Source organism: Paraburkholderia sp. BCC1886 (assembly GCF_900996245.1).
Lineage (GTDB): Bacteria > Pseudomonadota > Gammaproteobacteria > Burkholderiales > Burkholderiaceae > Paraburkholderia.
In genome coordinates this window covers 397,745-414,649 of record NZ_CAAJGK010000052.1, presented here as the reverse complement: position 1 = coordinate 414,649, position 16,905 = coordinate 397,745, and the positions used below count along the sequence as shown (strand labels likewise).

At 64.6% G+C, this 16,905-nt stretch carries 15 protein-coding genes; 8 read left to right on the top strand and 7 right to left on the bottom strand.

What is annotated here, in order from left to right; all coding sequences use genetic code 11:
* Positions 1-136 precede the first annotated feature (136 nt).
* Complete coding sequence (locus tag FQ746_RS19985; RefSeq protein ID WP_144111359.1) at positions 137-511, bottom strand: hypothetical protein; 375 nt, start codon at positions 509-511, stop codon at positions 137-139.
* Here FQ746_RS19985 and FQ746_RS19980 point away from each other — a divergent pair.
* From FQ746_RS19980 to FQ746_RS19970, 3 genes are all read left to right on the top strand, one after another.
* On the top strand, positions 510-776 hold the full coding sequence (locus FQ746_RS19980) for a hypothetical protein (protein WP_144111358.1): 267 nt from the start codon (positions 510-512) through the stop codon (positions 774-776). The two genes, FQ746_RS19985 and FQ746_RS19980, sit on opposite strands and share 2 nt — an antisense overlap.
* Positions 773-1,240: a MarR family winged helix-turn-helix transcriptional regulator gene (locus FQ746_RS19975; protein WP_144111357.1), complete on the top strand. Its 468-nt coding sequence runs from the start codon at positions 773-775 to the stop codon at positions 1,238-1,240. Before FQ746_RS19980 ends, FQ746_RS19975 begins: the two co-directional genes overlap by 4 nt.
* A gap of 192 nt (positions 1,241-1,432) precedes the next feature.
* Entirely contained in the window at positions 1,433-3,016 is a 1,584-nt protein-coding gene (locus FQ746_RS19970; protein ID WP_144111356.1) for a DHA2 family efflux MFS transporter permease subunit, read from the top strand.
* Positions 3,017-3,043: 27 nt separating this feature from the next.
* Here the strand turns inward: FQ746_RS19970 and FQ746_RS19965 are convergent, their stop codons facing one another.
* The 6 genes from FQ746_RS19965 to FQ746_RS19940 all read right to left on the bottom strand — a co-directional run bounded on the left by FQ746_RS19965 (position 3,044) and on the right by FQ746_RS19940 (position 9,597).
* Complete coding sequence (locus FQ746_RS19965) at positions 3,044-3,610, bottom strand: hypothetical protein (RefSeq protein ID WP_144111355.1); 567 nt, start codon at positions 3,608-3,610, stop codon at positions 3,044-3,046.
* Between the two features lie 98 nt (positions 3,611-3,708).
* Complete coding sequence (gene gshA, locus FQ746_RS19960; protein ID WP_144111354.1) at positions 3,709-5,325, bottom strand: glutamate--cysteine ligase; 1,617 nt, start codon at positions 5,323-5,325, stop codon at positions 3,709-3,711.
* Positions 5,326-5,579: 254 nt separating this feature from the next.
* On the bottom strand, positions 5,580-6,497 hold the full coding sequence (locus FQ746_RS19955; RefSeq protein WP_144111353.1) for a DNA-3-methyladenine glycosylase family protein: 918 nt from the start codon (positions 6,495-6,497) through the stop codon (positions 5,580-5,582).
* On the bottom strand, positions 6,494-7,621 hold the full coding sequence (gene ada, locus FQ746_RS19950; RefSeq protein WP_144111352.1) for a bifunctional DNA-binding transcriptional regulator/O6-methylguanine-DNA methyltransferase Ada: 1,128 nt from the start codon (positions 7,619-7,621) through the stop codon (positions 6,494-6,496). The genes FQ746_RS19955 and ada overlap by 4 nt, the downstream gene beginning before the upstream one ends.
* A 303-nt stretch (positions 7,622-7,924) precedes the next feature.
* A complete protein-coding gene (locus tag FQ746_RS19945; RefSeq protein WP_144111351.1) occupies positions 7,925-8,479 on the bottom strand; it encodes a YaeQ family protein in 555 nt (184 codons plus the stop codon).
* Between the two features lie 140 nt (positions 8,480-8,619).
* On the bottom strand, positions 8,620-9,597 hold the full coding sequence (locus FQ746_RS19940; RefSeq protein WP_144111350.1) for a LysR family transcriptional regulator: 978 nt from the start codon (positions 9,595-9,597) through the stop codon (positions 8,620-8,622).
* A gap of 206 nt (positions 9,598-9,803) precedes the next feature.
* On the opposite strand from FQ746_RS19940, the gene FQ746_RS19935 reads away from it, so the two are divergent.
* From FQ746_RS19935 to FQ746_RS19915, 5 genes are all read left to right on the top strand, one after another.
* Complete coding sequence (locus FQ746_RS19935) at positions 9,804-11,261, top strand: aldehyde dehydrogenase family protein (protein ID WP_144111349.1); 1,458 nt, start codon at positions 9,804-9,806, stop codon at positions 11,259-11,261.
* 124 nt (positions 11,262-11,385) lie between these two features.
* On the top strand, positions 11,386-12,390 hold the full coding sequence (locus FQ746_RS19930) for an arabinose ABC transporter substrate-binding protein (RefSeq protein ID WP_144111348.1): 1,005 nt from the start codon (positions 11,386-11,388) through the stop codon (positions 12,388-12,390).
* Between the two features lie 71 nt (positions 12,391-12,461).
* Complete coding sequence (gene araG / locus FQ746_RS19925; protein ID WP_144111347.1) at positions 12,462-13,997, top strand: L-arabinose ABC transporter ATP-binding protein AraG; 1,536 nt, start codon at positions 12,462-12,464, stop codon at positions 13,995-13,997.
* Positions 13,998-14,028: 31 nt separating this feature from the next.
* On the top strand, positions 14,029-15,033 hold the full coding sequence (araH, locus tag FQ746_RS19920) for an L-arabinose ABC transporter permease AraH (protein WP_144111346.1): 1,005 nt from the start codon (positions 14,029-14,031) through the stop codon (positions 15,031-15,033).
* Positions 15,034-15,078: 45 nt separating this feature from the next.
* Positions 15,079-16,812: an IlvD/Edd family dehydratase gene (locus FQ746_RS19915; protein ID WP_144111345.1), complete on the top strand. Its 1,734-nt coding sequence runs from the start codon at positions 15,079-15,081 to the stop codon at positions 16,810-16,812.
* Positions 16,813-16,905 lie beyond the last annotated feature (93 nt).

Here is a 16,905-nt window from a genome sequence, read left to right as displayed (position 1 = left end):
GCGGGAAACTGAAAGCGTAATGGAGGGGGAAGAAAGCTGTGTTACCTGAGGCGCCACGAAGGTTACGCGTCGTTACCGACTGCGATGCGCGTGGGGAGCCACGCCGCGTCGCAGTCTTCCGCCAAGGGGCGTGGGATCAGATGCGTGAATCGGTCGAGCCCGGCTGACGGGCCTGTTTGCCGGCCGCCGCGCGGCATGCGGCGCCGCGTGACTGACATGCGCCGGCGGGGGCGCTGGGGTTGGCATTCGCGAAGTTGGCGACGGCCTTGTCGGGCGTGCTGGCGATCAGAGCTACTGCAGTCTTTTTCTGCGCGGCGGCCAGGGCGCCTTTGCGTGCGCGACGATGCTCGAACCACGCGAACACGGCAATTGCCACCGATCCGCCGGGCAGGACGAACAGTACCGCGAGCAGAGCCAATTTCCACCAGCGGTGCGGTCCCTGGAAGGTGCCAATTGCGGAATCGGTGAGCGAGCGGCCGAGGCCGCCGAGCGTGTTTTTGAGGTACAGCATGGGAAATCCTTTATTGCACGGCGCGCTGGAGATTCAGGCGGTGTGCAGACAATCGGTCAGAACATGGTCTCGGGTGGCGCGGAATCGCGCGAAACTCGTTGCCTGCAATAATATTGACTATGCAATGAAATTTCAAGATACTTTGCCTGGTTTGCGGTGCGCGTGTTGTTTTTTAGTGGATAGCAAAGAAGCAGATGTGCATTTGATTCACCCGTTCGAAGGCGAAAATCCATTGGTTTTTGCGGAAGTACCGACTACACGATGATCGACGGACCCTACAACGCAGACGAGATCCAGCTCGAAACGAGTCTCGGCTACTACCTGACCAAAGCGCGAAACGTGCTGGTCGAGCGCACCGATCGCGCGGTCAAACCGCTCGGGCTGACGGCTCAACAGATCGGCGTGATCCTGATGTTGTCGGCGTGTCGCGCCAACACGCCCTTCGAGCTGTCCCGCGTGATGTCGTATGACAGCGGATCGATGACGCGGCTGCTCGACCGGCTCGAAAAGAAAGGCTTCGTGGCGCGCACGCGGAGCGACGAAGATCGACGGATGGTGAAGCTTGAGCTGACGCAGCAGGGCCAGGATGCCGCGCGACGACTGCCGGCGCTGGGCGCGGAGGTGCTCAACGAGCAACTGCGGGGTTTTTCCGCAGAAGACCACGCGGCGTTGATGAATCTGCTCGGCCGGTTCATTGCGAACGGGTCGGATGGTGCGGGCGGCGACTAGCCGCCGAATTGTCCCCGAAACGCACCCGAATCGCCCCCCGAATTGCCGAATACAAACTAGAAAGCGCTCGAACAACGCGCTAGCCGCATGAGAATCTCTGTCTGGGCAGAGGATGACCGGGCATACAAGCAGGCCAGGTCGACCGCGCGATAAGCCTGCCGCGACAAGCATTTAACATTTGAGGATAAGCACATGGAAGCAACCGCGCCTGCCGCCGAATCGACCCCCGCGCCACTCGCTCCGCCCGCGGCGGAGCCGGCGCCGCTCAAAGGCGGCGCGCTGGCCCTGCTTACGGTCGGTCTCGCGCTCGGCACGTTCATGGAGGTGCTCGACACGTCGATCGCGAACGTGGCCGTGCCGACCATCTCCGGCAGCCTGGGCGTGGCGACCAGTCAGGGCACCTGGGTGATTTCGTCGTATTCGGTGGCATCGGCGATTGCCGTGCCGCTGACCGGCTGGCTCGCGCGACGCGTCGGCGAAGTGCGGCTCTTCACGCTGTCTGTGCTGCTGTTTTCGATTGCCTCGGCGCTTTGCGGCTTCGCGCATAACTTCGAATCGCTGATCGCGTTCCGGCTGCTGCAAGGACTCGTCTCCGGCCCGATGGTGCCGCTGTCGCAAACCATCCTAATGCGTTCCTATCCCCCGGAAAAGCGTGGCCTCGCGCTCGGCCTATGGGCGATGACGGTGATCTGCGCGCCGATCTTCGGACCCGTGATGGGCGGCTACATCACCGATCACTACACGTGGCCATGGATTTTCTATATCAACGTGCCGATCGGGCTGTTCTCGGCCGCCATCGCGTTCGTGCTGCTGCGCGGCCGCGAGACGAAGACGACGCGCCAGCGCATCGACGCCGTCGGCCTCGCCCTGCTGGTGATCGGCGTCTCCTGTCTGCAGATGATGCTCGACCTCGGCAAGGATCGCGACTGGTTCAACTCGACCTTCATCGTCGCGCTCGCGGTCGTCGCGGTGGTGTCCATTGCGTTCCTGCTCGTGTGGGAAATGACGGATAGTCAGCCGATTGTCGATCTCTCGCTCTTCAAGGACCGCAACTTTGCGCTGGGCGTGCTGATCGTGTCGTTCGGCTTCATGGCCTTCTTCGGCTCGGTGGTCATCTTCCCGCTCTGGCTACAGACCGTGATGGGCTACACGGCCGGCATCGCGGGACTTGCGACGGCGCCGGTCGGCCTGCTCGCGCTGGTTCTCTCGCCGATGATCGGCAAGAACATGCACCGGTTGAACCTGCGCGTCGTGGCCAGTTTCGCGTTCGTCGTGTTCGCGTTCGTGTCGCTGTGGAACTCGACCTTCACGCTCGATGTGCCGTTCAACCATGTGATCTGGCCGCGGCTCGTGCAAGGGATCGGCGTGGCCTGCTTCTTCGTGCCGATGACCACCATCACGCTGTCGAGCGTATCCGACGAACGGCTGGCCAGCGCGTCCGGTCTGTCGAACTTTTTCCGCACCTTGTCCGGGGCGATCGGTACGGCGATCAGCACCACGTATTGGGAGAACGACACGATCTACCATCACGCGATGCTGACCGACTCGGTGAACGTCTACGCGGCCAATACGACGGCCTACACGAACTCCCTGGCGAGCCTCGGGCTGAGCGGCGACGGCATTACTGCGCAGTTGAACCAGGTCGTAACGGCGCAGGCCTACATGATGGCGACCAACGACTTTTTCCGGATTTCGTGCGCGGCGTTCATCGTGCTGGCGCTGCTGGTGTGGATCACCAGGCCGCGCAAAGGCGCGGGGCCCTCGATGGGGCATTGACCCCGCTGGCGACGTTATATTGCGACGTTATTGAGTGACCGCTTCGCCGTTCGCGGCGGGAATGGATTGCCCGCCGCCTTGCGAGGTTTCCGGATGCGCTGCGGCAGCGGGCTGCGGCGACGGCGCCGCCGGAGCGGTTGGCGCACCAGCGCTGGCACCAGCGCCCGGCGACGAAGCCGCACCGCTGCGCACGAACTGCTTGAAATCCGCGCCCGCTTCCCATGGATTGGGCTTGCAGCCCATCGACCCGTCGCAATGCGCAGCGAAGCCAATCGTGGCGGTGCCATCGGGATTCGGCGCACGCGTGATCTGGTACGCCAGCGCACGCTTGCCGCCGTCGGGACCGGCGGTTTGAATCAGCGTGTCGGTGACGGAGTCGACCTTGTATTTGGAATGGTCCGTCACCCATGTCTGGGCGCGCTGCCACCACACGTCGCATTCCGCCTTGCTCGAACAGGTGAGCGGCGTGGTGGCGATCTGCATGACGTCGGGATCGACCTGCCCCTGGGTCGAGCAGCCCGCCGTGACAGCGACGGCTGCGATGGCGGCGAAGGCGGCCGCGGACCACGCGGCGATTGGATTGAGTCTGTTCATGTCGAAACCTCTTTCGCTAAAGCGCGTGCGGTTTGGACCGCGTAGTCGGCCTCGCGTTTCATACGCGGGCCGCTCTCTTTGCGACAGGCGGCTTCGTGTCAGATACTGAACCGGTTCAGCGTGAAGGCGCGGTAGGCGGCCACGAAGGCGTCGAACGAGCCCACTTCTTCCTTTTCCAGCTTGCTTTGCTCGGCCAGCGACTGCGCGGCCAGGCCGGTGAATTCTCTCGTGGTGGCTTCGTCCAGCGGACGGCCGCGGAAATAGGCAGCGTGCGCCTCGCTTTGCTGCAGGCCGAAATCCAGAAAACTCTGCTGGTTCTCACGCATGGTTTTGAGCACACGCGCCGAAGGCGTCAACGATACATCCGCGAGTTTCGCGCGTTGAATCGCCACCGAGCGCGCGTGCTCGTCGCCGCCTTGCAGCTTGTCGAGCGCAACTGCGGCTGCTTCGATCTTCGCGAGCAGTGCTTCGGCCCAATCGGTCATCGCGACCGTCTCGCCGTCGCGCGTCAACGTGAGGCCCGGCTTGCGCCCTTCCATCGTGACGCGGCCAAAATTCTGGTTGGCTTCGGCGTAGGCGGGCGGCGGTAACGGCGCGCTGTCGTCGAGCGCGCAGACCAGCAGGTAGGCATCGAGAAAGCGTGACGTTTCGAGCGAGATCCCGCTGGGTTCGAACGGATCGATATCCATGCAGCGCACTTCGACGTATTGAACGCCGCGCGCGGCCAGCGCATGCAGCGGACGCTCGCCCGGATGCGTGACGCGCTTCGGGCGGATCGTCGAGTAGAACTCGTTTTCGATCTGCAGCACGTTGGTGTTGATCTGCACCCACTCGCCGTCGCGTTGCGTGCCGATCGCCTCGTACGCGGGATACGGCTGGCTCACCGCCTTGGCGAGCGCGTCGAGGTAACCGGGCAAGGTGTCGTAGTCGGCGTGCAGCGCGGCCTGCGCGGTGGTGTTCGAGTAGCCGAGGTCGCTCATGCGCAGGCTCGTGGCGTACGGGCGGTACAGGGTGTCGGCGTCGAAGGTGTCGAGCGTATGCGCGCGTTCGCGGAGAAACCGGCGATCCAGCGCCGGCGAGGCGCCGAACAGATACATCAGCAGCCAGTTGGTGCGACGGAAATTGCGGATGAGCGCGAGATAACGTTCGGACTGGAAGTCGACCGCGCTGGCGGTGGATTGCTGATCCGCCTGCAACGCCCGCCAGACTTCTTCGTTCAGCGAATAGTTGTAGTGGATGCCCGCGATGCACTGCATGGTGCGTCCATAACGCAGCGCGAGCCCGATGCGGTACACGTACTTCAGCTTGCCGATGTTCGACGAACCGTAGTCGGCGATCGGAATCGCGTCGTCGGCGTCGGGCAGCAACGCGGGCATCGAGTTGTTCCACAAGATCTCGTCGCCGAGTACGGCGTAGACGAAGCGATGCAGCGTGTCGAGTTTATCGAGCGTGATCGCGACGTCGCTTTCGGCGGGCGTGATCAGTTCGAGCAGTGCTTCGGAGTAGTCGGTCGTGAGCGACGGATGCGTAAGCGCCGAACCGAGCGCACGCGGATGCGGTGTCGTGGCGAGCTTGCCGTCCTGCGTCACGCGCAGGCTTTCCTTTTCGATGCCGCGCAGGCCGCGGATCAGCGCGTCGCGCTGTGGGCCGGAAGTCAGCACGGACAGGCGGTGTAAGAACACGTCGGTCGTGCGGGAAGGTGTGGTGTTTGGCATTGATGCGAGTCGGGCGTTGTCGGCCGCCATGTGCCGCTTCACTGCTCGTCGGCAGCATGGCGCGGTTGACAACGTTCGGCGGAATTTTCAGTAGCGGGCACTTTAACATCTCGTCAGGGCCGCTGCTTGAGGTCGCCCCGGCAGGCCCTGCCTGCTTGAACCCGGCCGTGGCCGGGTGGCGGTTTACCCTGTCTTTTGCCCTCTTTTTTTGCCCTCTTTTTTCGCCCTCTTCTTTCGCCCTCTTTCGCAACCGCTCAACCGCCGCGTGCGGCGCCGGCGCGGTCGGCCACTTCGTTCCACAAATGCATGGCCGCGTAGGCACGCCACGGCCGCCACGCGTCGGTCCGGCTGCGTTGTTGCGCAGGCCGCACGAGCAACGGGTCGCGCGCGGCGATGGACTGCATCAGCACCAGGTCCGAGCCCGGCCAGGCATCGGCATCGCGCCATGCGCGCATCGCGACGTATTCGACGGTCCATGGGCCGATGCCGGGTAGCGCGAGCAACGCGGCGCGCAGGTACTGCGCGTCGGCGACAGCGCTGTCGAGCGGCACGTCGCCCGACGCGACCGCCTGCGCGAAGCCCTGCAAGGCCGCCACGCGTTTGCCCGGCATGCCGATCTTCGCGAGATCGACCGCGGCGAGCGCGGCCGGCGTCGGAAAACGCCACGCGGTGTGCTCGTGCGGATGCCCTGCGATGCGCTCGCCGGCGCGCTGGACGAGACGTCCGATGATGGTCGTCGCGGCTTTCACGCTCACCTGCTGGCCGACGATCGCGCGCACCACCAGTTCGAAGCCCGACCACGCGCCCGGCACCCGCAAGCCCGGCGCGTGCTCGACGAGCGGTGCGAGCCACGGGTCGGCGGCGAGTACCGCGGCGATCTTGCGCGGTTCCGCGTGAAGGTCGAACATGCGCGCGATCGGCGCGGCGAGCGCATCGGCGTGACGGCTCACGTTGCCTTCGATCGTCGCGACCAGGCAGCGCTTGCGCGGATGCAGGCTGACGCTCAGCGTGCCGCTGTCGCCGAGCCACTCGATTGCGCGACGGTACGCGCCGTCCGTCACCGCTTCGACGCCGGGTGTCGCGCGTCCGCCGAAGAAGCGCAGCAGGCGCGGCCAGTCGAAGGGCGCCTTGAACGGCAGTTCGAGGATGGCGGAAGGCTGGGATGGGCTCACGCAGCGTGATCCAGGCTGGAGGTTGGCTCTTCGGAAGTAGCGACGTCGCGCTCGTGCTGCGCTTCGTTCTCCAGCAACGCGGCTTTGCGCGGCAAGCCCCAGCGATAGCCGGCGAGCGCCCCGCCCTTCTGCACGACCCGATGACACGGAATCGCCAGCGCCACCGGATTCGTCGCGCAGGCGCTCGCGACCGCGCGAACGGCGCGCGGCGCGCCCACCGCGTCGGCGATCTGCGAATAGCTGCGGGTCTCGCCGTATGGGATGCGCTGTAGCGCGTCCCATACGCGTTGCCGGAACACGGTGGTCGACACATCGAGCGGCAGATCGAAGGCGTGACGCGTGCCGCGCAGATAGGCGTCGATCTGCGCGAGGAACGGCGCAAGCGGTGCGGCGTCGTCCCGCAGATCGGCGTTGGCGAACTCGTCGCGCAGTTCGTCGACCAGCAACGCGGTGTCGTCGCCGAAAGCGATCTTGCAGATGCCTTTGTCGGTCGCCGCGATCAGCACGTAGCCGAGCGACGTCGAGGCCGTCGTATAACGCACGCTGAGCCCGGCGCCCTTGCGGCGAAAGGCGGAGGGCGCCATGCCGAGTTCGGCCGCCGCGCTTTCGTACATGCGCGAAGGCGAGCCGAAACCGGCATCGAGCGTGGCGCTGGTCACATCCGCGCCGCTTTGCAGCGCCCCGCGCAACGCTGCGCCACGCCGCGCGGCCTGATATTGACGGGGCGACACGCCAACGACGCGCTTGAACAGCCGCTGCAGATGGAACGGACTGACGTGCACGGCGTCGCTCAACTGCGCGAGCGTGAGTCGCTGTTGCGGATCGGAGTCCAGCGCCGCACACGCGCGCTCGACGATCGTCAGTTCGCGCGGCAGACCGCCGGGCTGGCAGCGCTTGCAATCGCGAAAACCGGCTTGGCGCGCGGCATCGACATCGGTGAAGAAAAGCACGTTCTGCCGGTTCGGCTGGCGCGACGCGCACGACGGACGGCAGAACACGCCGGTGGTCTTCACCGCGAAGAAAAACTCGCCGTCGGCTTGCGGGTCGCGGCGCGTGACGGCTTGCCAGCGGTCGTCGTCGGAAGCCCAGCGGGTGGCGGAATCGAGCTGATCGGTGCGGGTCATGATGGGGTCCGGGAAGCGTTGTCGGTGCTCACCAATGTACGTAGTCTGGCGACGCACGACGCTCCAGTTCTTGCTCTGTCATTCGACTGCGCGCAGAGCCGGAAAGCTCCGTCCGGCGCCGATTGCACCGTAGACTGCGACAATTTGGCGCGATACCGGGTTTTCCCTTAAAAAGTTATTGCGTCGCACCAACCCCATGTGTATATTAGGAACTGTCTCCTCCATGTCTCCTCCTGATATGGATTCAGCCCGCTCCACATAGAGCGGGCTTTTTTTCGTCCCCAACTTTTGCAGGCGCCGAGTTCAGCCGTTCGACGGCGCCTTCAGCACCGTCCAGTCGATCTTCACCGCATCGGCGTCCGCGCTGCCGAGCCACGCTTCGCCGTCCTGTACCGTGCATTGCAGCCGCATGGTCCGCTGCGCAAGCGAACTGAGCGACGCCGCCACTTCTTCGCCGAGCGTCCACACCGTCACGTTGCGCAGGCGCTCGACCTTGTTCTTCACACCCTGCCACCAGATATCCGACGTGCGGCCGCCATACGCGATCACCACGACGTCGTTGGAGCGGCCGCTCGCCTTGGCGATGCGCCGTTCGTCGGGCTGACCCACCTCGATCCAGGTTTCGATCGCACCAGTGAGGTCTTTCGCCCACAAGTCCGGTTCGTCGACATCCGACAAACCTTTGCAGAATTCCAGGCGCTCCTGCGCGAACAGCGCGAACGCCGCGACCCGGACCATCATCCGTTCGTCGGTTTCCGAGGGATGGCGGGCGATCGTCAGGGCGTGGTCGGCGTAATAGTGCCGGTCCATGTTGGCGATCTGCAGTTCCGCCTTGTAAATCGTCGATTTGATAGCCATGCCGTTACTGAACCAGACGCTCGCTCCACCGGAGCGAACAGAAAAAGAATCGTCGACGGCGCGTTGCCGTTTTCCGTGATTGGGGTACATCGTGGCCCTCCCGCGCCGTTGACCGGCGACCATGACATCAGGAGGAGCATTTATCGCGCCACAGCCGGCTCGAACGAGCTGCCGTAGACCTCGCCCGCGGCCGCACGCAGCGCGTCGAGTACGACGGACGCCGCCGGCGACAACAGGTGCGACTGGCGCGTGATGATACCGAATGTATCCATGCGACACGGCAAATCGATCGGCACCCGGCTCAACACGCCGTACTGCTGATACTGCCGCGCCACTTCGTCGGGCAGCACCGCGAGCATGTCGCTCTGCACGAGCAGGCTCGAAATCGCGAGGAAATTGTTGGTATTCACGACGTTCTGCGGCGGATTCAGACCGATCTGCGAAAACATCAGATCGAAGCGATGCCGCAGCACACTGCCCGGCGGATGCAACACCCAGCCCGCATTGACGATACCGCGCAAGGTCAGCCCGCTCTCGCTTTCCAGCGGATGCCCGGGCCGCGCGACCACGCACAGCGGCTCGTCGGCCAGAGGTTCGTAGCGGACTTCGGTCTTGAACTGGTTCTGTCGTTCCAGCACGCGGCCCACCATGATGTCGAGCTCGCCTTCGGCGAGTCTCGGCAGCATCACGTCGGAGGTTTCGACTTCTACCCAGATCTGCATCTGCGGATAGCGCTCCTTCACGCTCGCCACCGCGCGCGGCACCATCGTCGCGGCGGCCGCCGCAATCACGCCGATGCGCACCTGTCCGGCGAGCCCCGAGCGCAGCGCCGAGATCTCGTCGTGCGCGTGGCTCAGGTTCGACAGCACCATGCGCGCGTGGCGGATCATCACCTCGCCGTACAGCGTGGCGTGCATGCCGTGGGGAGTCCGGTCGAACAGACTCACCTCCAGCATGTCTTCGAGTTCCTTGAGCAAACGCGACGCGGCAGGCTGCGTCATGCCGAGCACGTCGGCGGCGCGGCGGACGTTACCCTCCTCTTCCATCGCCGCCAGCAGCAGCAACTGGCGCGTCTTCAGACGCGCCCGCACGAACCAGTTCGAATAGCTACGCGTCATGGCCTGTCTCCATCGTGCGGCTCGAAGCCGTCTATTGGCGGGCGTGCTGCGTACCGGCCGTCCGGTGCGCTGACCGCGTCATCATGCCATACCCGATTTGATATCGGGATGGCTCAAAAAGGGATTGGAAAGTTATTGGACCGGCTCATACCATTCGTGGACTTTTCCGAGCTTCCCCTCTACTTTCGTCAACCTCCCGCCCCTCGATGAATCGCGATCCGCTCGTTCCACTCGTCGCCAGTCCGTTTCGCCACTACATCAACGGCGGCTGGGAAACGGGCGCGACGACCGGCGTGTCGCTCGATCCATCGGACCTGGATCATCCGCTCGGCGAATACGTGCGCGCCGATGCGCGTCAAGCCGACACGGCCATCGAAGCCGCCGCCGCCGCCTTCCGCGAATGGGCGCTGAGCGCGCCGCAACGCCGCGCCGACGCGCTCGATACGATCGGCAGCGAGATGCTCGCGCGCCGCGACGAACTCAGCCGTCTGCTTGCGCGCGAGATCGGCAGGACGCAGGCCGAAGCCCTGGCGGAAACCACCCGCGCCGGGCAGATTTTCAAGCGCAGCGCTACTGCCGCATGGCAGCCGCCGGCGGACGCGACGACGGCCGCGCGCGCCGGCGCGTCGATCGATATCGACACGACGCGCGAGCCGCTCGGCGTCGTCGGCATCATCGCGCCGTGGAGCGCGCCGTTCCTGCATGCCGCGACGAAAATCGGCGCCGCGCTCGCGCACGGCAACACCGTCGTCTTCAAGCCGGCCGAATCCGCGCCCGCTTGTGCGGCGGCACTGACGTCGATCATCGCCCGCGCGGGACTGCCCGCCGGTGTCTTCAACCTCGTGATGGGCAGCGGCCGGCAAGTGGGCGCGCGCATCGTCGCGCATCCGTTGGTTGCCGCGATCAGCCTGAGCGGCTCCGGCGAAACCGGGACACGCGTGCTGCAGGTCGCTGCCGCCCGGCAAGTGCGCCTGCAACTGGAAATGGGCGGCAATCATCCGTTCGTCGTGCTGGCCGATGCCGATCTTGCCGGCGCCGTCGATGCCGCGTCGAGCAGCGCCTATAGCGGCGCCGGCCAGCGTCACATGGCGACCTCCCGCCTGATCGTCGAGCGCGACGCCTTCGAGCCGTTCGTCGATGCGCTGCGAGCGAAGCTGACGATGCTGCGCGTGGATCACGCGCTGAAACCCACCACCGACATCGGCCCGCTCGCCGAAGCGACCCAACTCGCGCGCACGCTCGATTACGTGCGCACCGGTCAGGCCGAAGGCGCGGCGTTGCTGCAAGGCGGCCTGCCACTGGAGCGGGCCACGCGCGGTTATTTCTTCGAGCCCGCGCTGTTTATCGCCGAACCGGAACATCGCATTGCCCGCGAAGCGATATTCGGTCCCATTGCGGTCGTACTGCGTGCCGACGACTACGAGCACGCGCTCCATCTTGCCAACGACAACGCTTCTGGTCTGTGCGCCGGCCTTTTCACGCGCTCGCTCGCGCACGCGCGGCACTTCCGGCGTCACGCGCAGTGCGGCCACGTCGCGATCAATCTGCCGACTACCGCGCTGGAGCAGCATCACGCGTCGGCTGACGGCCGCAAGGCGTCCGCCTACGGCCTCTCCGACGCAAGCTTCTGGACCACCACGAAAACGGCCTACGCCGCAGGCTGATCCGCGATGACAAAGCCCGAGTTCGCCACCCCGAATCCACGCCCCGGCTGATCACGCCGGGAGTCGTGAACCCCCGCTGCCCATAAAACACATCAACGCAGCGTTCCAACTTCAGGAGACAGACATGACCCGCAAACTTCGTCGCTTGACCCTTTCGGCGATGGCCGCCGCCGCCCTCGCCGCGCCCTTCGGGCTGCAACTCGCCGCGCACGCAGACCAGCCGCTCAAAGTCGGCTTCCTCGTGAAGATGCCGGAGCAGGCCTGGTTCATCAACGAACAGAAAGCCGCGAGCGCGCTGGGCCAGAAGGACGGCTTCGCGGTCGTCAACATCGGCACGCCGGACGGCGAGAAAGTGCTGGCCGCGATCGACAACCTCGGCGCGCAAGGCGCCAAAGGCTTCGTGATCTGCGCGCCCGACGTGCGCCTCGGACCGGCGATCCAGGCGCGCGCGAAGCGCTACAACATGAAGTTCGTCACCGTCGACGATCAACTGGTCGACTCGACCGGCAAGCCGTTGCCGAACGTGCCGCATCTGGGCATGTCGGCGTTCAAGATCGGCAATCAGGTGGGTCAGGCGATCTCGGATGAAATGAAACGGCGCGGCTGGAGGCCCGAAGAAGTCGGCGCACTGCGCATCACGAATTACGAATTGCCGACCGCGAAACTGCGCACCGACGGCGCGACGCAATCGCTGCTCGCCGGCGGCTTCAAGAAGGAGAACATCTTCGACGCGCCGCAAAAGACCACCGACGACGAAGGCGGCTTCAACGCTTCATCGCCGGTGCTGGCGCAACATCCGGCCATCAAGAAGTGGGTGATCTTCGCGTTGAACGAAGAGAGCGTGCTCGGCGGGGTGCGCGCGACCGAGCAGTTGCATATTCCGTCGGCCGACGTGATCGGCGTGGGCATCAACGGCGCGGGCGAAGCGTTCGCCGAGTTCCAGAAGAAGGAACCGACCGGCTTCTACGGCACGATCGCGGTGAGCTCGACCAATCACGGCAAGGAGAGCACCGAAAACCTCGTCGACTGGATCAAGGACGGCAAGCAGCCGCCTGCCGATACGCAGACCACCGGCAAGCTGATGGTGCGCGGCAACTGGCAGGACGTGCGCAAAGAACTCGGTATTTGAGGGTTCTTCCGGCGAGCCGCGCACGCGGCTCGCTGCTTACCGGTCTCACGCTGCCCGAGGTGTTTCGTTCGATGACGTCCTTCCAAACCAAGTCCCATTCCGACGCGACAGCCGTCGACGCACAGGAACCGTATCTGCAACTTGATGGCATTACCGTGCGCTTTCCCGGCGTGCTCGCGCTCGACCAGGTGTCGCTCGACGTGCGGCGCGGCGAAGTGCACGGCTTGATGGGCGAGAACGGCGCGGGCAAGTCGACGCTGCTCAAGGTGCTGTCCGGCGTGAATCAGGCGGCCGCGGGCAGCCTGTCCATCGACGGCGTGCCCCAGCAGTTCACGTCCACCAAAGCGGCGATCGCGGCAGGCGTCGCGATCATCTATCAGGAACTGCATCTGGTGCCCGAGTTGACGGTCGCCGAAAACCTGATGCTCGGCGCGCTGCCCAACCGCTTCGGCGTGCTCGACGAGAAAGCGCTGGTCGCGCGCGCCGTGCGCGAACTCGACCGGCTCGGCGAAAAAATCGACCCGTCGCAACAGGTGAAAAATCTGTCGATCGGTCAGCGCCAGATGATCGAAATCGGCAAGGCGCTGATGCGCGACGCGCGCGTGATCGCGTTCGACGAGCCGACGAGTTCGCTGTCCTCGCGCGAAACCACCCAGCTCTTTCGCATCATTCGCGCGCTGAAGGCCGAGGGTCGCGCGATCGTCTATGTCACGCACCGGATGGACGAAGTCTACGAGCTGTGCGATCGCGTTACGGTGTTTCGCGACGGCCGCCATATCGACACCTTCGAGGCCGGCACCGGACTCGATCGCGACCGGCTGATCAGTTGCATGGTGGGCCGCTCGATCGCCGATGTGTACGGCTATCGCTCGCGCGCACTCGGCGACGTGCAACTCGAGGTGAAGGATCTGATGGGTTTGGGACTGCGCGAACCGGCGTCGTTTGCGGCGCGCCAAGGCGAGATCGTCGGCTTTTTCGGGCTGGTGGGCGCAGGGCGTTCCGAGTTGATGAAGCTCATTTACGGCGCCGTCAAACCCGTATCCGGCGAGATCACGCTGAAGGGCAAGCGGGTGCGCTTCGCGACACCGCGCGATGCGGTGCGCGCGGGTCTCGCGCTGTGTCCAGAAGACCGCAAACAGGAAGGCATCGTCTCCATCGCGTCGGTGTCGGACAACCTGAACATCAGTTGCCGGCGGCATTTTAGCCGCTTCAACGTGCTCGACCGCCGCAAGGAAGCGCAGACCGCGAAAGAGTTCATCGGCAAGCTCGCCATCAAGACGCGCAACGGCGACACGCCAATCGGCACGCTGTCCGGCGGCAACCAGCAGAAGGTGATTCTGTCGCGCTGGCTCGCCGAGGAGATCGACGTGTTCCTGATGGACGAGCCCACGCGCGGCATCGACGTCGGTGCGCGCAGCGAAATCTACGGCCTGCTGTATGGACTTGCCGAAGCGGGCCGCACGGTCGTCGTCGTATCGAGCGACCTGGCCGAAGTGATCGGCGTCGCGGATCGCGTGATCGTGATGAAAGAAGGCCGCATCGTCGGCAACCTGCCCAAGGCGCAGGCGACGCCCGACGCGCTGATCAAGCTCGCGCTGCCCCGCTGAAAAACCATGGCTTTGAGAACGGACTAACACCATGCAAACACCTTCAACCGAATCCTCGACGCCCGCCGTCGCTTCCGCGGGCCTGAGCGCGCGGGCCGCGCGTACGTGGGATCTGATCAACAAGTCCGGCATCGTGATGGTGTTCGTGATTCTGTTCGTGGCACTGTCGTTCACCGTGCCGGATTTTCTGAGCTCGCGAAACATCCAGGGTTTGCTGCTCTCGGTCACGTTGATCGGCTCGATTTCCGTGACCATGATGTTCGTGCTGGCGCTCGGCGAAGTGGATCTGTCGGTCGCGTCGATCGTCGCGTTCGCGGGCGTCGTGGCATCCACGCTGATCACCGCGACCCATAGCGTGACGCTCGGCATCGCGGCGGGCGTGCTGGCCGGCGGCGCGGTCGGACTCGTCAACGGCGTGCTGGTGGCGCGCTACAAGATCAACTCGCTGATCGTCACGCTCGCAATGATGGAAGTCGTGCGCGGTCTCGCCTACATCACGTCGAGCGGCGACGCGGTGATGATCTCCGAAGAGCGCTTTTTCGATCTGGGCGGCGGCGCGTTCCTCGGCATTTCGTATCCCATCTGGAGCAACATCGTCGGCTTCGTGCTGTTCGGTTTCCTGCTGAAGAAAACCGTGTTCGGCAAGAACGTGCTGGCCGTGGGCGGCAATAGCGAAGCGGCCCTGCTCGCCGGCCTGCCGGTCACGCGCATCAAGATCACCGTCTTCGTGCTGCAAGGGCTCGTCACCGGTTTCGCGGGCGTGATGCTTGCGTCGCGGATGAGTCTGGGCGACCCGAAGACCTCGGTTGGACTCGAACTCGGCGTGATCTCCGCGTGCGTGCTCGGCGGCGTCTCGCTGACGGGCGGCGTCGCGACGATTTCCGGCGTGCTGGTCGGCGTGCTGATCATGGGCTCGGTGCAGGACGCCATGAGCCTGATGAACGTGCCGACTTTCTATCAATATCTGATTCGTGGCGGGATTCTGTTGCTCGCGGTGCTGTTCGACCAGTTCCGCCGCAGCAAGCGCGTGCATTGACTCGTAAGCGCCCCGCACTCTCTAAGCTTGCCAACAGGAGATTCAATGGCTGATTCCAACCAGACTAAAAAGCCGCTGCGCAGCCAGGCGTGGTTCGGCCTCAAGGACCGCGACGGTTTTCTGCATCGCTCGTGGATGAAAAACCAGGGCATTCCGCACGACGAATTCGACGGCCGCCCGGTCATCGGCATCTGCAATACGTGGTCGGAACTGACGCCGTGCAATGCGCATTTTCGCGAGTTGGCCGAGTACGTGAAGAAAGGCGTGCACGAGGCCGGCGGCTTGCCGCTCGAGTTTCCGGTGATGTCGCTCGGCGAGACGAATTTGCGGCCGACCGCCATGCTGTTTCGCAACCTCGCGTCGATGGACGTGGAGGAATCGATCCGCGGCAATCCGATGGACGGCGTAATTCTGCTGGTGGGTTGCGACAAGACCACGCCGGCGCTGCTGATGGGCGCGGCGTCGTGCAATCTGCCAGCGCTGGCGGTCTCTGGCGGACCGATGCTGAACGGCCGGTTTCGCGGCAAGCATATCGGCTCGGGTACCGGCGTCTGGCAGATGTCGGAGGAAGTGCGCGCCGGCACGATGACTCAGGAGGAATTCACCGAAGCCGAGTCGTGCATGAACCGCTCGCGCGGCCATTGCATGACGATGGGCACGGCTTCCACGATGGCGTCGATGGTCGAATCGCTCGGCATGGGTCTGCCGCACAACGCGGCGATTCCCGCGGTGGATGCCCGGCGTCAGGTGCTCGCGCATCTGGCGGGACGGCGCATCGTCGACATGGTTCGCGAGGACCTGACGATGGACAAGATTCTCACGCGCCAGGCGTTCGAAAACGCGATCCGCACGAATGCGGCGATTGGCGGCTCGACCAACGCGGTGGTGCATCTGATTGCGCTGGCCAAGCGCATTGGCGTGGAGTTGACGCTGGAAGACTGGGAGCTTGGCTCCAACGTGCCCTGCCTCGTCAATCTGCAGCCGTCCGGCGAATATCTGATGGAAGATTTTTACTACGCGGGCGGTTTGCCGGCGGTGCTGAAGCAACTCGGCGAACAGGGGTTGTTGCATAAGGAAGCGCTCACCGTGAACGGCCGGACCCTGTGGGACAACGTGCGCAACGCGCCGAATCACGACGAGAAGGTCATCACGACGTTTGCCGAGCCGTTCAAACCGAAGGCGGGCATTGCGGTCCTCAAGGGCAATCTCGCGCCGAATGGCGCGGTCATCAAACCGTCGGCCGCGACCGCGAGTTTGCTCAAGCATCGCGGACGCGCGGTGGTGTTCGAGACGATCGAAGAATTGCACGCGAAGGTCGACGACGAGTCGCTCGATATCGACGAGCATTGCGTGATGGTGCTCAAGGGTGCGGGGCCGAAAGGTTATCCGGGCTTCGCTGAGGTGGGCAACATGCCGCTGCCCAAAAAGGTCCTGCAAAAAGGCATTACGGACATGGTGCGCATTTCCGACGGCCGCATGAGCGGCACGGCCTATGGCGCGGTGGTGTTGCATGTGTCGCCCGAGGCGGCGGCGGGCGGCCCGCTCGCCTTCGTGCAGACCGGCGACATGATCGAACTCGATGTCGAAGCGCGCCGTCTGCATCTGGATGTCAGCGACGAAGAACTCGCGCGCCGTCGCTCCGCGTGGCAACCGCCGGCACCGCCCACGCGCGGTTACTACAAGCTGTATGTCGAACACGTGTTGCAGGCGGATCAGGGTGCGGATCTGGACTTTCTGGTCGGATCGAGCGGCGCAGCAGTGCCGCGCGATTCGCACTGACGGGCGGCGCGCAGTTTAAGCTTTAACCGGGTTCCTGCGCCGCGAGAAGGCGTATTGCCGATGCGACCACATGGCCGCATCGGCTTTTTTAAT

Coding starts and splice junctions, on each gene's coding strand:
- FQ746_RS19930 (WP_144111348.1), top strand. CDS start 11,386: ATGACCCGCAAACTTCGTCGCTTGACCCTTTCGGCGATGGCCGCCGCC.
- araG (WP_144111347.1), top strand. CDS start 12,462: ATGACGTCCTTCCAAACCAAGTCCCATTCCGACGCGACAGCCGTCGAC.
- gshA (WP_144111354.1), bottom strand. CDS start 5,325: ATGCCAAACACCACACCTTCCCGCACGACCGACGTGTTCTTACACCGC.
- FQ746_RS19965 (WP_144111355.1), bottom strand. CDS start 3,610: ATGAACAGACTCAATCCAATCGCCGCGTGGTCCGCGGCCGCCTTCGCC.
- FQ746_RS19945 (WP_144111351.1), bottom strand. CDS start 8,479: ATGGCTATCAAATCGACGATTTACAAGGCGGAACTGCAGATCGCCAAC.
- FQ746_RS19915 (WP_144111345.1), top strand. CDS start 15,079: ATGGCTGATTCCAACCAGACTAAAAAGCCGCTGCGCAGCCAGGCGTGG.
- FQ746_RS19975 (WP_144111357.1), top strand. CDS start 773: ATGATCGACGGACCCTACAACGCAGACGAGATCCAGCTCGAAACGAGT.
- FQ746_RS19985 (WP_144111359.1), bottom strand. CDS start 511: ATGCTGTACCTCAAAAACACGCTCGGCGGCCTCGGCCGCTCGCTCACC.
- FQ746_RS19980 (WP_144111358.1), top strand. CDS start 510: ATGGGAAATCCTTTATTGCACGGCGCGCTGGAGATTCAGGCGGTGTGC.
- ada (WP_144111352.1), bottom strand. CDS start 7,621: ATGACCCGCACCGATCAGCTCGATTCCGCCACCCGCTGGGCTTCCGAC.
- FQ746_RS19940 (WP_144111350.1), bottom strand. CDS start 9,597: ATGACGCGTAGCTATTCGAACTGGTTCGTGCGGGCGCGTCTGAAGACG.
- FQ746_RS19970 (WP_144111356.1), top strand. CDS start 1,433: ATGGAAGCAACCGCGCCTGCCGCCGAATCGACCCCCGCGCCACTCGCT.
- araH (WP_144111346.1), top strand. CDS start 14,029: ATGCAAACACCTTCAACCGAATCCTCGACGCCCGCCGTCGCTTCCGCG.
- FQ746_RS19935 (WP_144111349.1), top strand. CDS start 9,804: ATGAATCGCGATCCGCTCGTTCCACTCGTCGCCAGTCCGTTTCGCCAC.